The organism is Streptomyces sp. NPDC048442 (assembly GCF_040651475.1).
Classification (GTDB): Bacteria; Actinomycetota; Actinomycetes; order Streptomycetales; family Streptomycetaceae; genus Streptomyces.
In genome coordinates this window covers 50,401-63,792 of sequence record NZ_JBEZKB010000033.1, presented here as the reverse complement: position 1 = coordinate 63,792, position 13,392 = coordinate 50,401, and the positions used below count along the sequence as shown (strand labels likewise).

At 71.7% G+C, this 13,392-nt stretch carries 9 protein-coding genes and 1 riboswitch; of the genes, 2 read left to right on the top strand and 7 right to left on the bottom strand.

The window, feature by feature from the left end; genetic code table 11:
• Window positions 1-9 precede the first annotated feature (9 nt).
• The 3 genes from AB0D18_RS34960 to AB0D18_RS34950 form a co-directional block, all read right to left on the bottom strand.
• On the bottom strand, window positions 10-1,200 hold the full coding sequence (locus AB0D18_RS34960) for a nucleotide pyrophosphatase/phosphodiesterase family protein (protein WP_362428107.1): 1,191 nt from the start codon (window positions 1,198-1,200) through the stop codon (window positions 10-12).
• Window positions 1,200-1,796: a DUF5998 family protein gene (locus AB0D18_RS34955; RefSeq protein ID WP_362428104.1), complete on the bottom strand. Its 597-nt coding sequence runs from the start codon at window positions 1,794-1,796 to the stop codon at window positions 1,200-1,202. Before AB0D18_RS34955 ends, AB0D18_RS34960 begins: the two co-directional genes overlap by 1 nt.
• Before the next feature lie 64 nt (window positions 1,797-1,860).
• The gene (locus tag AB0D18_RS34950) at window positions 1,861-4,950 is read right to left on the bottom strand and encodes a GNAT family N-acetyltransferase (protein WP_362428101.1); all 3,090 of its coding nucleotides are present in this window, start codon (window positions 4,948-4,950) and stop codon (window positions 1,861-1,863) included.
• A 218-nt stretch (window positions 4,951-5,168) separates the two neighbouring features.
• Between AB0D18_RS34950 and AB0D18_RS34945 the strand changes: the two genes are divergently transcribed.
• Window positions 5,169-5,450 carry an HPr family phosphocarrier protein gene (locus AB0D18_RS34945; RefSeq protein WP_362428194.1) on the top strand — a complete coding sequence of 94 codons (282 nt, stop codon included), beginning with the start codon at window positions 5,169-5,171 and terminating at the stop codon, window positions 5,448-5,450.
• Between the two features lie 174 nt (window positions 5,451-5,624).
• Here AB0D18_RS34945 and AB0D18_RS34940 read toward each other — a convergent pair whose 3' ends face one another.
• From AB0D18_RS34940 to AB0D18_RS34925, 4 genes are all read right to left on the bottom strand, one after another.
• The gene (locus tag AB0D18_RS34940) at window positions 5,625-6,284 is read right to left on the bottom strand and encodes a GntR family transcriptional regulator (RefSeq protein ID WP_362428098.1); all 660 of its coding nucleotides are present in this window, start codon (window positions 6,282-6,284) and stop codon (window positions 5,625-5,627) included.
• Window positions 6,285-6,441: 157 nt separating this feature from the next.
• Window positions 6,442-7,236 (bottom strand): peptidoglycan DD-metalloendopeptidase family protein, encoded by a 795-nt coding sequence (locus AB0D18_RS34935; RefSeq protein ID WP_362428095.1) that lies wholly within the window; start codon window positions 7,234-7,236, stop codon window positions 6,442-6,444.
• Between the two features lie 13 nt (window positions 7,237-7,249).
• Window positions 7,250-7,418, bottom strand: a riboswitch (cyclic di-AMP (ydaO/yuaA leader).
• Window positions 7,419-7,733: 315 nt separating this feature from the next.
• Window positions 7,734-9,101 (bottom strand): pitrilysin family protein, encoded by a 1,368-nt coding sequence (locus AB0D18_RS34930; protein ID WP_362428191.1) that lies wholly within the window; start codon window positions 9,099-9,101, stop codon window positions 7,734-7,736.
• 47 nt (window positions 9,102-9,148) lie between these two features.
• Window positions 9,149-10,543: a pitrilysin family protein gene (locus AB0D18_RS34925; RefSeq protein WP_362428188.1), complete on the bottom strand. Its 1,395-nt coding sequence runs from the start codon at window positions 10,541-10,543 to the stop codon at window positions 9,149-9,151.
• A 294-nt stretch (window positions 10,544-10,837) separates the two neighbouring features.
• Between AB0D18_RS34925 and AB0D18_RS34920 the strand changes: the two genes are divergently transcribed.
• Window positions 10,838-13,291, top strand: a complete 2,454-nt coding sequence (locus AB0D18_RS34920; RefSeq protein ID WP_362428092.1) for a DNA topoisomerase IV subunit A — start codon at window positions 10,838-10,840, stop codon at window positions 13,289-13,291.
• Window positions 13,292-13,392 lie beyond the last annotated feature (101 nt).

Here is a 13,392-nt window from a genome sequence, read left to right as displayed (position 1 = left end):
GTGGAGTGGTTACGAGCGTACTTCGAGGAGCGGAACGTGCTGCTCCATGGGAGTCATCGAGCCGTGCATGCCGGTCATCGACGACTCGCCCGGCTCGTTGCGCGAAGCGGTGATCACCACGTCGGCGTGGGCGGCCGCGACCACGTCGCCGATCCGGCCGAGCACCCGCTCGTCGACGTGCGGGCCGAACCAGCCCGCCTCGATTGCCTCGTCGCGGCTCGCCACCCAGAACTGCTCGCCGAGCACCTCGCGCCAGACGGTCAGTACGTCGCAGGCCGCACCGGGGACGGCGTAGACGTGGCGGGCACGGCCCTCGCCGCCCAACAGGGCAACGCCCGCGCTCAGTTCCCAGTCCTCGTCGAAGTCGATGCGCGACTCCTCGTCGAAGGGGATGTCGATCATGCCGTGGTCCGCGGTGATGTACAGGGCGCTGCGCGGCGGGAGTTGCTCCGCGAGGCGCTGGGCGAGCCGGTCGACGTGCATCAGCTGGCCACGCCAGGAGTCGGAGTCCACGCCGAAGCGGTGCCCCTGGCCGTCGACCTCGCTGTAGTACGTGTAGACCAGCGAGCGGTCCCCGGCCGCCAGGTGGCGGGCGGCGAGGTCCATGCGGTCCTCGGCGGCGAGGCGGCCCTGGAAAGTGCCGCCGCTCAGCGCGATCTTGGTGAGCGGGGTGTGCTGGAAGTCGGGGGACGAGACCTGTGCGGTGTGCACGCCCGCCGCGTCCGCGAGCTGGAAGACCGTGGGGTACGGCTGCCAGACGTGCGGGTCGGTCCAGGGGCGCCAACGCAGCTGGTTCATCAGGCCGTTGGTGTCCGGGTCACGGACCGTGTAGCCGGCCAGGCCGTGCGCGCCGGGCGTCAGTCCCGTACCGACGGAGGCCAGCGAGGTCGCGGTGGTGGCGGGGAAACCGGCGGTCAGCGGGCGTCCGGTGCCGCCGCGCGAGGTGGCGAGGAGGGAGTGGAGGTAGGGGGCCTCGTCCGGGTGCGACTTGATCTGCTCCCAGCCGAGACCGTCGATCAGGAACACGCAGTTCCGGTCGGCCGGGGTCAACTCCCCGATGGAGGCGGGCATTCCCGGTACTTCCATGCCTGCCGCCAGGGTCGGCAGCAGGTCCGCGAGGGAGCCGGAGCCGTACTCCGGGACCGGGGCGGTGTCGAGCGCGAGGGGGACGGGGTCCTGCCAGGCGGTGGGCAGCGCCATCAGCGGACGGAGGAGCCGGTCGCGGCCGTGGCCTCGGACAGCGCCTGTGCGAAGACGAGGGTCTGCTTCACGGTGTCCGGGCCGTCGCCGGCCTCGCTGACCCGCAGGCTCAGGTCGTCGGCGGTGGAGTTGCCGGTGTAGCCGTGGTCGGCGTCGCAATTGGGGTCGCCGCAGGCGGCGGGCTCCAGGTCGAGGCGGGCGACGGCGCCCCAGCCGATGGTCAGGACGACCTCGCGCGGCAGCGTGCCCGGAACGTACTTCTCCGGGTTGGCGACGACGCGGCTCACGACGACCGAGGAGATCCGGCCGATCTTCACGGACTCGGTGGAGGTGGTGGCGTACGGCGTCGGGGAGCTGGTGTCGGCGTTCTGCTCGTCGGTGTGGCTGACGATGAAGCGGGTGCCGGTGAGGACCAGGACGGTGACGTGCCGGCGGACCTCGTTCGAGTCGAAGGTGGTCTCCTGGTGCACGAGGTACGACAAGACCGCCTCCGCGCCGACAGCGGCCTCCACCGCTTCGGCCACAAGAGCCGGGTAGTAGCCGCTGCGCTCGATCGCTGCCCGCAGCCCCTGGGTCGTCGTACCGGTCTTCGCCATGCTTTCTATCCTACGGGGCCCGGGAGGGCGGATGTCCCTTGAGCCGGGCGCGGGCCGTGGGGGCTCAGTAGCTCGGGAGGCGTCGGGGGCCCAGGTCGTTCCGTACGGCGGGGGGCGCGAGGCGGACGGTGGCGCCCAGGACGGACAGTCCGTCGGGCGCGACGACCACGGGTTCGAGGGCGACGCCGACCACCTCGGGGTGGTCGTCGACCAGCCGTGAGACGCGCAGCAGCAGTTCCTCCAGGGCGGTGGTGTCCACCGGTGCGGAGCCCCGCCAGCCGAAGAGGAGCGGGGCGGTCCGAATCGTCCGGATCAGCTCGGCGGCGTCCCGGTCGGTTGCCGGAACGAGCCGGTGCGCGGTGTCCCCGAGCAGCTCGGACGCCGCTCCGGCCAGGCCGAACGACAGCACGGCGCCCGCCGCCGGGTCGATGCTCGCCCGTACGACGGTGTCCACGCCGCGCGGCGCCATGGCCTGCACGACGAGGAGCAGCTCCTGCGGCTTGCCGAGGGCCTCGGTCAGCTCGCCGTACGCCCGCCGCAGGTCGTCCTCGCCGGCCAGGTCGAGGCGTACGCCGCCGAGGTCGGGGCGGTGGCGGAGGTGCGGGGCCGTGGTCTTGAGGGCGACGGGGTAGCCGAGCCGCCCGGCCGCCGCGACGGCCGCGTCGGGGGTGGGTGCGGGCAGCGCGTCACGTACGGCGATCCCGTACCGGCCGAGCAACTCCCTCGCGGCGTCGGGCTTGAGCGGCAGACCGCGCGGGTCGGCGTCCTCGGCGAGGAGCGCGTCGATCTGCGCGGCGGCGCCGCCCTCGTCGATGTCCTCGTACTCGGGCACCCGCCCCGGCTCGGCGGCCTCCCGCCGCCACTGCGCATAGCGCACCGCCTCGGCGAGAGCCCGGACGGCACGCTCGGCGGCGGGGTAGGCGGGGATGTAGCGGGGGGCGGGGGGCGGCTCAGACGACGGGTCGGGGGCGGCCCCCGGGGCGGCCGGGGCCTGTGGGGTTGCTGAGCCCGGCGGGGCCTGTGGGGTCGCTGAGCCCGGCGGGGCCTGCGGCGGCGTCGGGGCGGTCCGCGAAACGGGCGGGGCCGGGGCGGCGGTGGCCGGCGTGGCGGGGGCCGGGGCGGCGGTGGCCGGCGTGGCGGGGGCCGGGGCGGCGGTGGCCGGCGTGGCGGGGGCCGGGGCGGGCTGCGGGGCCGCCGGGGCGGTCGTCCTGCCCGGGGCCGTGCTCGTCGCCGCTGCCAGGGCCTCGGCCAGTTCGCCCATCTCCACGTGGACCACCGCCACCGGCTTCGCCGGGGATGTCGCCGCCGCCTCGCACAGGGCCGCCGCCAGCACCTCGCCGTCGCCGGACTCCATCGTTCCGCCCTCGCCGACCCAGGGGATCGCCGTGACGACCACCGCGTCGCACGCCGGGTCCGCGAGGGCCGCGGACAGGGCCGTACGGAAGTCCGCCGGCGTGGCGCCCGTCGTGAGGTCGTGCGGCGGCAGCGGACGCAGCCCTTCCGCGAGGCAGGCGTCGTACGTGAGGAGGCCGAGCGACTCGGAGTTGCCGAGGATCGCGGTGCGCGGGCCGCGCGGCAGGGGCTGGCCGGTCAGCATCAGCCCGGCGTCGACGAGTTCGGTGACGGTGTCCACCCGGATGACGCCCGCCTGCCGGAACAGCGCCGAGACCGTGGCATCCGGAATCCGTACCACCGGCACCGCGTGCCCCGGCGGCGTACTCCCGCTGTGCCGGGCGCCCTTGACCACCACGACCGGCTTCGCGACAGCCGTACGCCGGGCCAGCCGCGTGAACTTCCGCGGATTGCCGATGGATTCGAGGTACAGGAGGACGACGTCGGTGTCCGGGTCCTCGTAGCAGTACTGGAGGAAGTCGTTCCCCGAGACGTCGGCGCGGTTCCCGGCGGAGATGAAGGAGGAGACGCCCGCGCCCCGCCGGTGCAGCCCGGAGAGGAGCGCGATGCCGATGGCGCCGGACTGGGCGAACAGACCGATCCGGCCGCGCGCCGGGCGCTGGGGCGCGAGAGACGCGTTGAGGCGTACGAGGTCGGAGGTGTTGATGATGCCGAAGGCGTTGGGGCCGATGATCCGCATCCCGTACGAACGGGCCTGCCGGACCAACTCCCGCTGCCGCTCCCGCCCTTCGGCCCCGCTCTCCGCGTACCCGGCGGCCAGCACCACGAGCCCCTGGACACCGCTCTCGCCACAGTCGGCGACGACTTCCGGAACCTTCTCCGCCGGTACGACGACGACCGCGAGGTCGACGCTCGCACCGATCTCGGCGACGGAGCGGTGCGCGGGGACGCCGTCCAGCTCGGTGACGTCAGAGGGGAGGGCCGCGTTCACCGCGTACGTACGACCGGTGTAACCGGCAGCGAGCAGGTTGCGCAGGACGGTGCGGCCCACGGACTGCGCGGAGCGCCCCGCGCCGACGACCACGACGGAGCCGGGCGCCAGCAGCCGCTGTACGGAGCGGGCCTCGGCGCGGTGCTCACGGGCGCGCTGCACGGCGAGGGAGCGGTCGGTGGGCTCCAGGTCGAACTCCAGGTGGACGACGCCGTCCTCGAAGGAGCGCTTCTGCTGGTAGCCCGCATCCGTGAAGACCTTGATCATCTTGGAGTTGGCCGGCAGCACCTCGGCGACGAAGCGCCGGATGCCGCGTTCGCGGGCGACGGCTCCGATGTGTTCGAGGAGGGCGGAGGCGACGCCGCGCCCCTGGTGGGCGTCCTGGACGAGGAAGGCGACCTCGGCCTGGTCGGCGTCGGGGCCCGAGGCGGGCAGTCCGTCGGCGTTGATCCGGTCGTAGCGGACGGTGGCGATGAACTCGCCGCCGACGGTGACCGCGAGACCGACCCGGTCGACGTAGTCGTGGTGGGTGAAACGGTGCACGTCCTTGGCCGACAGCCGGGGATAGGGAGCGAAGAAGCGGTAGTACTTCGACTCGTCCGAGACCTGCTCGTAGAAGCTGACGAGACGGCTGGCGTCCTCGGTGGTGATGGGCCGGATGCGTGCGGTGCCACCGTCGCGGAGCACGACGTCGGCCTCCCAGTGACCGGGGTACTCGTGGTCCGGATCCGCCTTCGTCCCGTCCTGGTCCGTCTTCGTCCGGTCCTGGTCCCGCTTCACCTGATCCGCATCGTCCGCAGCCATGGCCATGGGTGCAGCCTACGACTCGCGGGCACTGAGCGAGCGGGGCAGTCTGGTCCTGTTCATGGACTTCCGGCAGACTCCCGGCGGGACGTCCGGCAGGATCCGGCAGGGCATCCCTGCGGGGCTTTTGCCGGGACTTCCGCCGGGCCTTCCGTCGGGCAGAGCAGCCTGCACCACGTGAGAGACTGGTCTAGACAACCAATAGGCACATGAAGGGCAACACCATGGTTGAGCGCCGCGTCACCGTCGGCTGGGCCGAGGGCCTGCACGCCCGCCCCGCCTCCATCTTCGTCCGCGCCGTCACGGCCACCGGCGTCCCCGTCACCATCGCCAAGGCGGGCGGCAACCCGGTCAACGCCGCGTCGATGCTGGCACTGCTGGGCCTGGGTGCGCAGGGCGGCGAGGAGATCGTGCTCGCGTCCGAGTCCGAGAGCGCGGACACGGCCCTGGACCGTCTCGCGAAGCTGGTCGCCGAGGGCCTGGACGAGCTTCCCGAGACCGTCTGACCTTCCGGCCCGGCGGCCTTCTGAGGCCCCATAAGGTCGCGCCCGTACGGGCGAATTCTCACGCGGAAGCCGTGGCATCCCGAATTCGGGGGCCGCGGCTTCTGTCGTTTCTTGTGAATTTTCCTGTGAATTCAGGAATCCCTTTTTGCCTACGACTTGTATACGGCGCCCGTGTTAATTCCGGCCGCCCGCCACGTTGACGGCTTGTTGCGGAATCCTCATGCGGTGCGCGGCCACCGCCCGCTCCGCGTGCCGCGCGGTCAGCGTCCTGGCCCGGTCCGCGTCGCGCCTGGTCACCGCGTCGACGATCGCGCCGTGCTCGGCCCACGCCTCGGCGGGCCCGGCCGACCGCTCCACCACGTACATCCAGGCGATCTTGTGCTTGAGCTGGGTCAGCAGGGTGATGAGGCCGGGGCTGCCGGACGCCTGGGCTAGGGTCTCGTGGAACCAGCCGGTGAGGGCGCTCAGATCCTCGCCCTCCGCCCGCCCCGCCCGCTCCTGACCCAGCCTGACCAGCCCGCGGAGCACCTTGAGGTGCGCCTCCGTCCGCCGGACGGCCGCACGCGCCGCACCGAGCGGCTCCAGGAGCGTACGCATCTCCAGGAGGTCGGCGGCCTCCTGCGCGGTCGGCTCGGCGACGCAGGCGCCCGCGTGCCTGCGGGTAGTGACGAAGCCCTCGGCCTGCAGGGTGCGCAGCGCCTCGCGGACCGGGACGCGCGAGACGCCGTACCTGCGGGCCAGTGCCTCTTCCGTGAGCCGACTGCCGCGCGGAAGAACTCCGGACACGATGTCGTCGCGGATCGCCGTACACACCGAATGCGCGGGAATGCGCATGCCCGGACCTCCGTCTTCCCGCCGAAGCCTTCTCTCAACTCTATTGCAACGCGGGGGAATTGCCGAAGGAAATCCGGGTTCTCGACGGAAAACGAACGCAGAAATGCCCCGGCTCGTGGAGAGCCGGGGCATTTCCGGAACAGCAGGTGCGGTGCGGTCAGACGCTGACGCCGTGGCCGCGCAGATACGCGACCGGGTCGATGTCCGAGCCGTACTCGGGGGAGGTGCGGGCCTCGAAGTGCAGGTGCGGGCCGGTGGAGTTGCCCGTGGAGCCGGAGAGGGCTATCTGCTCGCCGGCCGCGACGGACTGGCCGACGGAGACACCGATCGAGGAGAGGTGGCCGTACTGCGTGTACGAGCCGTCGTTCATCCTGATCACGATGTTGTTGCCGTACGCCCCGCCCCAGCCGGCCTCGACGACCGTGCCGGCGCCGACTGCGACGACGGAGCTGCCGGACGAGGCGTGGAAGTCGACACCGGAGTGGCTGCCGGAGGACCACATCGCGCCGCCGGACTGGTAGCCGGTGGAGACGTACGAGCCGGCGACGGGCAGCCGGAAGGCGTTGAGGCGCTTGCGCTCGGCCTCGCGGGCGGCGCGCTCGCGCTCCTCGCGCTCCTTCTTGGCCTTGGCCTCCGCCTTGCGCTTGACCTCGGCCTTGCGGGCCTCTTCGGCCTTCCGCACGGCCTCGGCCTTGTCGTACGCCTTCTTCTGGGCGGTGGCCTGGGCCTCGACCTGCGCGGTGAGGGTCTCCGTCACGGTGTTCTCCATGACGACGGCGCGGATGGTGCCGGTGTCCTCGGCGGCCAGGTCGTGCTCGGCGGCGATGGCCTGCGGGGCCAGCGTTCCGATGACACCGGTCGTGGTGAGGGCGGCGACTCCGGCGATGTTGGCGCTCTTGCGCGACAGCACGGAGGGACGCCGGTGCTTCCCGGCGGCACGGGTGAACGCCATGAAGTGGCTGTTTCCTTTCCTTCCTTCTCGCCTACCGGGTTAGCTGACGGGTTCGGAGCAGGAAGGTCTCCTACGGGCCCCACCGGCCCGTGAAGGGCGATGGCGTCCGATTCACCCCAGGGACTGATTGGGTCCCCGGCTCCCCAGGCTCGCGCCTGACGGGGACTCGGCGATGACTGCCCGGTGCCGCGGTTGCGGCGCACTCTGACGGACAGCCGGACCGACGCTAAGCGGCACGTCTTTCAATCGCCAAACAGACAGCCGCTTTTGTAACGGAGCCCACACGGCAGACAGGCAACCTCTCCAATAAATCGGACATACGGAAGGACCCCGACAACTCGGGAGTTGTCGGGGTCCTTCTTGTCACGCTTTGTCCCGGTCGTGCGGGTGACCTTTGATCGGTCAGCCGGTGCCGAAACGGCCCGCCGACCCGCCGGCCCGCCGGCCCGCCGGCCGGTCAGGCGGTCAGCCGGTGAGCCGGTCAGCCGGTCAGCCGGTCAGCCGGTGACGACCGTGACCTCACCGATGTTCAGCGCCCGTACCGGCTCCGCGATCTGGGAGGCGTCGCCGACCAGGACGGTGACCAGCTTGTCCACCGGGAACGCGTTCACCACGGCCGCGGTGGCCTCCACGGTGCCGGTCGCGGCGAGCCTGGCGTACATCTGGGCCTGGAAGTCGTCGGGCAGGTGCTGCTCGACCTGGTCGGCCAGCGTGCCCGCCACGGCGGACGCCGTCTCGTACTTGAGCGGGGCGACCCCGACCAGGTTCTGCACGGCGACGTCGCGTTCGGCGTCGGTGAGGCCCTCGGCCGCGAGCGTCCGCAGGACCTTCCAGAGGTCGTCCAGGGCGGGCCCGGTCGACTCGGTGTCCACGGAGCCGCTGATGGCCAGCATGGAGGCGCCACTGCCGTCGGCGGAGGAGCGCATCACCTGGCCGAAGGCGCGTACGCCGTAGGTGTATCCCTTCTCCTCGCGCAGGACACGGTCCAGGCGCGAGGTGAGGGTGCCACCGAGGCAGTACGTGCCGAGGACCTGGGCGGGCCAGACGCGGTCGTGCCGGTCCGGGCCGATGCGGCCGATCAGCAGCTGGGTCTGGACGGCACCCGGGCGGTCGACGATGACCACACGGCCGGTGTCGTCGGCGGTGATCGGCGGGACCGGGCGCGGCGCGGCGGTGTTTCCCGTCCACTCCCCCAGGGTGTCGGCCAGGACGGCGTCCAGGTCGATGTCCGTCAGATCGCCGACGACTACGGCGGTGGCGGTGGCCGGACGGACGTGCGCCTCGTAGAAGGCACGCACGGCCGAGGAGTCGATGGCCTTGACCGTCTCCTCGGTGCCCTGGCGGGGGCGCGACATGCGCTGGTCCGCCGGGAACAGCTCCGCGGAGAGCTGCTTGGCGGCCCGCCGGGACGGGTTGGCCGACTCGTGCGGGATCTCGTCGAGCCGGTTGCGCACGAGACGCTCGATCTCGCCGTCCGCGAACGCGGGCGCGCGCAGGGCGTCGGCGAGCAGACCGAGCGCCTTCGGCAGCCGGGAGACCGGCACTTCGAGGGAGACCCGGATGCCGGGGTGGTCGGCGTACGCGTCGAGGGTGGCGCCGCAGCGCTCCAGCTCGGCCGCGAACTCCTCGGCGGAGTGCTTGTCGGTGCCCTCGGTGAAGGCGCGCGACATGATCGTGGCAACGCCGTCCAGGCCCCTGGGCTCGGCCTCAAGAGGTGCCGCGAGGTTGATCTCGACGGCCACCAGCTTCTGGCCGGGGCGGTCGCAGCGCAGCACGGTCAGCCCGTTGGGCAGGGCGCCGCGCCCGGGGGCCGGAAAGGCCCACGGGGTGGCGGGGCCCGCCTGCGGCTGCGGGTGGAACTGCATCTGGCTCGTCACGGCTGCGGCCTTGCCGGTGGTGGCTGCGGTCTCCGTCACTGGTCCGCCCCTTCCTGCTGGTCCTGCTGGACTTCCTCGACGACATCGGCGTACGCGGCGTCGACGGGCTCGACGTCCTCGGACTCGGCGGCGGCTGCGAGCGGTTCGTACACCAGGACCGCGCGGTTGTCCGGGCGCAGGCGCTCCTTGGCGACGGCCTGGACCTCTTCGGCCGTCACGTCCAGCACGCGCTGCACGGCGGTCAGGGCGAGCTGCGGGTCGCCGAACAGCACGGCGTACCTGCAGAGTTCGTCGGCGCGGCCGGAGACGGTGCCGAGCCGGTCGAGCCACTCGCGCTCCAGCTGAGCCTGGGCGCGCTCCATCTCCTCGGCGGTCGGGCCCTCGGCGGCGAGCCGCGCGAGCTCCTCGTCGACGGCCGCCTCGATCTGCGGGACCTCGATGCCGCCGGACGTCTTGACGTCCAGCCAGCCGAGCGAGGGCGCTCCGGCCAGGCGCAGCAGCCCGAACCCGGCCGCCACCGCCGTCTGGTCGCGTCGTACGAGACGGTTGTGCAGGCGGGAGGACTCGCCGCCGCCGAGCACGGTGAGTGCCAGGTCGGCCGCGTCGGCCTCGCGGGTGCCGTCGTGGGGCAGCCGGTAGGCGGCCATCAGCGCACGCGCCGGGACCTCTTCCTCGACGATCTCGCGCAGCTCGGCGCCGATGACGTCGGGCAGCGAGCCGTCGCGCGGCGGCTGCTTGCCGTCGTGCGAGGGGATCGAGCCGAAGTACTTCTCGACCCAGGCGAGGGTCGCCTCGGGGTCGATGTCGCCGACCACGGACAGCACCGCGTTGTTGGGCGCGTAGTACGTACGGAAGAAGGCGCGGGCGTCTTCGAGCGTCGCGGCGTCCAGGTCGGCCATCGAGCCGATCGGGGTGTGGTGGTAGGGGTGGCCCTCGGGGTACATGAGGGCGGTGAGCTTCTCGAACGCGGTGCCGTAGGGCACGTTGTCGTACCGCTGGCGGCGCTCGTTCTTGACGACGTCGCGCTGGTTCTCCATGGACTCGTCGTCGAGCGCGGTGAGCAGCGAGCCCATCCGGTCGGCTTCCAGCCACAGCGCCAGCTCCAGCTGGTGCGCGGGCATCGTCTCGAAGTAGTTGGTGCGCTCGAAGCTGGTGGTGCCGTTGAGCGAACCGCCGGCCCCCTGCACCAGCTCGAAGTGACCGTTGCCGTGCACCTGGGCGGAGCCCTGGAACATCAGGTGCTCGAAGAGGTGCGCCAGGCCCGTACGGCCCTTGACCTCGTGGCGCGAGCCGACGTCGTACCAGAGACAGACCGCGGCGACCGGGGTCAGGTGGTCCTCGGAGAGGATCACCCGCAGACCGTTCGCAAGCCGGTGCTCGGTCGCTGTCAGGCCGCCGGAGCCGGCCTGCGCTGTGGCCGTGTGACCCATGGGCATGTACGTCCCTTCGATCGCGTATGAGACATGTCCTGCAAGTAAGTGCTGCCACTGTATGCAAGCGCACCGACAGTCCGCGAAGTTCCCGTTTCCTGCACTCTTCTCGGGGACGCCTTCGAGGAGGCCCTTCGGGACGCCCCGAAACCCGCTACGGACGGGTCGAGGTCGGCGTTGTCAGTGGGGCGGTCCACAATGGTCCGCGTCAGCACCCCCGCGTTCCCCACCACCGAACCCGCAACCACCTGCCCCGCAACCACCCTTTGAACAGTGAGAAGGAGCCGCAGCGCGATGGCCCGCCGCAGCACGAAGTCCCCGCAGCCTGATGAGGCGTTCGAGGAGAAGATCCTCGACGTCGACGTCGTCGACGAGATGCAGGGCTCCTTCCTCGAGTACGCCTACTCGGTGATCTACTCGCGCGCCCTGCCGGACGCACGGGACGGCCTGAAGCCGGTGCACCGCCGCATCGTCTACCAGATGAACGAGATGGGCCTGCGCCCCGACCGGGGGTACGTCAAGTGCGCCCGCGTCGTCGGCGAGGTGATGGGCAAGCTGCACCCGCACGGCGACGCGTCGATCTACGACGCGCTGGTCCGCATGGCGCAGCCGTTCTCCATGCGGCTCCCGCTGGTCGACGGGCACGGCAACTTCGGTTCGCTCGGCAACGACGACCCGCCGGCCGCGATGCGTTACACCGAGAGCCGGATGGCCGACGCGGCGTCGCTGATGACGGAGTCGATCGACGAGCACACGGTCGACTTCAACCCCAACTACGACGGCAAGGAGCGCGAGCCCGCCGTCCTGCCGGCCGCGTACCCGAACCTGCTGGTCAACGGCACCACCGGCATCGCGGTCGGCATGGCGACCAACATGCCGCCGCACAACCTCGGCGAGGTCGTGGCCGCCGCCCGCCACCTGATCAAGCACCCGGGCGCCGACCTCGAGACGCTGATGCGTTTCGTGCCGGGCCCCGACCTGCCGACCGGCGGCCGGATCGTCGGTCTGACCGGCATCAAGGACGCGTACGAGAAGGGCCGCGGCAGCTTCAAGATCCGCGCCACGGTCGCCGTGGAGAACGTGACGGCGCGCCGCAAGGGCCTGGTCGTCACCGAACTGCCCTTCACGGTCGGCCCGGAGAAGGTGATCGCGAAGATCAAGGACCTGGTCGGCGCGAAGAAGATCCAGGGCATCGCGGACGTCAAGGACCTCACCGACCGCTCGCACGGCCTGCGCCTGGTCATCGAGATCAAGAACGGCTTCGTGCCGGAGGCCGTCCTGGAGCAGCTCTACAAGCTGACGCCGATGGAGGAGTCCTTCGGCATCAACAACGTGGCGCTGGTGGACGGTCAGCCCCTCACCCTGGGTCTCAAGGAGCTCCTCGAGGTCTACCTCGACCACCGCTTCGAGGTCGTACGGCGGCGGAGCGAGTTCCGCCGCACCAAGCGCCGGGACCGGCTGCACCTGGTCGAGGGCCTGCTCGTCGCGCTCATCGACATCGACGAGGTCATCCGCCTCATCCGCTCCAGCGAGAACTCGGCGCAGGCCAAGGAGCGGCTGATCGAGCGCTTCGGGCTGAGCGAGATCCAGACGATGTACATTCTGGACACCCCGCTGCGCCGCCTGACCAAGTTCGACCGTATCGAGCTGGAGTCGGAGCGCGACCGGCTCAACGGCGAGATCGACGAGCTGACCGGAATCCTGGACTCCGACACGGAGCTGCGCAAGCTCGTCTCGGCCGAACTGGCCGCGGTGGCGAAGAAGTTCGGCACCGAGCGCCGTACGGTACTGCTGGAGTCGGGGGCGTCGGCCGTCGCCGCCGTCCCGCTCGAAGTGCCGGACGACCCGTGCCGCGTGCTGCTCTCCTCCACCGGTCTGCTGGCCCGTACGCCCAACGGCGAGCCCCTCGCCCTCGACGACGCGCGGCGCACCAAGCACGACGTGATCGTCTCCGCGGTCCCCGCGACGGCCCGCGGCGACATCGGCGCGGTGACGTCCTCCGGACGGCTGCTGCGGATGGCGGTCATCGACCTGCCGCAGCTCCCGGACACGGCGTCCGCGCCCAACCTCTCCGGCGGGGCCCCGGTCTCGGAGTTCCTGTCCCTCGAAGGCGACGAGACGCTCATCTGTCTGACCACGCTCGACGAGTCGTCGCCCGGCCTGGCGATCGGCACCGAGCAGGGCGTCGTCAAGCGTGTCGTCCCCGACTACCCCTCCAACAAGGACGAGTTGGAGGTCATCTCCCTCAAGGACGGTGACCGCATCGTCGGCGCGCAGGAACTGCGTACCGGTGAGGAGGACCTCGTCTTCATCACCGACGACGCCCAGCTCCTGCGCTACCAGGCCGCGCAGGTACGTCCGCAGGGCCGGCCGGCGGGCGGCATGGCCGGCATCAAGCTGGCCGCAGGCGCCAAGGTGATCGCCTTCAGCGCGGTGGACCCGGCGGCGGACGCGGTGGTCTTCACGGTGGCGGGCTCGAAGGGCACGCTGATCGGCGACGCCGAATCGTCGGCGAAGCTCACCCCGTTCGACCAGTACCCGCGCAAGGGCCGGGCCACCGGCGGCGTCCGCTGCCAGCGGTTCCTGCGCGGCGAGGACGTCCTGATGCTGGCGTGGGCGGGCACGGCCCCCGCCAGGGCGGCCCAGCAGAACGGCACCCCGGCGGACCTCCCGACCCCGGACCCCCGCCGCGACGGCTCGGGCACCCCGCTGACGAAGCCGGTGGCGTCGCTGGCGGGGCCGGTGTAGGCAGGACCAGGAGCGACCCGGCCACCCCGGCGCGATCAGCGCCGGGGCGGCCGACTCCAGTCCGGACGACTCCGGCCCGGTTGACTCCCACCCGGACGGCC

Bases quoted from the DNA above. Each gene is read 5' to 3' on its own strand.
- AB0D18_RS34960 (WP_362428107.1), bottom strand. From the start codon at position 1,200: ATGGCGCTGCCCACCGCCTGGCAGGACCCCGTCCCCCTCGCGCTCGAC.
- AB0D18_RS34955 (WP_362428104.1), bottom strand. From the start codon at position 1,796: ATGGCGAAGACCGGTACGACGACCCAGGGGCTGCGGGCAGCGATCGAG.
- AB0D18_RS34950 (WP_362428101.1), bottom strand. From the start codon at position 4,950: ATGGCCATGGCTGCGGACGATGCGGATCAGGTGAAGCGGGACCAGGAC.
- AB0D18_RS34945 (WP_362428194.1), top strand. From the start codon at position 5,169: ATGGTTGAGCGCCGCGTCACCGTCGGCTGGGCCGAGGGCCTGCACGCC.
- AB0D18_RS34940 (WP_362428098.1), bottom strand. From the start codon at position 6,284: ATGCGCATTCCCGCGCATTCGGTGTGTACGGCGATCCGCGACGACATC.
- AB0D18_RS34935 (WP_362428095.1), bottom strand. From the start codon at position 7,236: ATGGCGTTCACCCGTGCCGCCGGGAAGCACCGGCGTCCCTCCGTGCTG.
- AB0D18_RS34930 (WP_362428191.1), bottom strand. From the start codon at position 9,101: ATGCAGTTCCACCCGCAGCCGCAGGCGGGCCCCGCCACCCCGTGGGCC.
- AB0D18_RS34925 (WP_362428188.1), bottom strand. From the start codon at position 10,543: ATGGGTCACACGGCCACAGCGCAGGCCGGCTCCGGCGGCCTGACAGCG.
- AB0D18_RS34920 (WP_362428092.1), top strand. From the start codon at position 10,838: ATGGCCCGCCGCAGCACGAAGTCCCCGCAGCCTGATGAGGCGTTCGAG.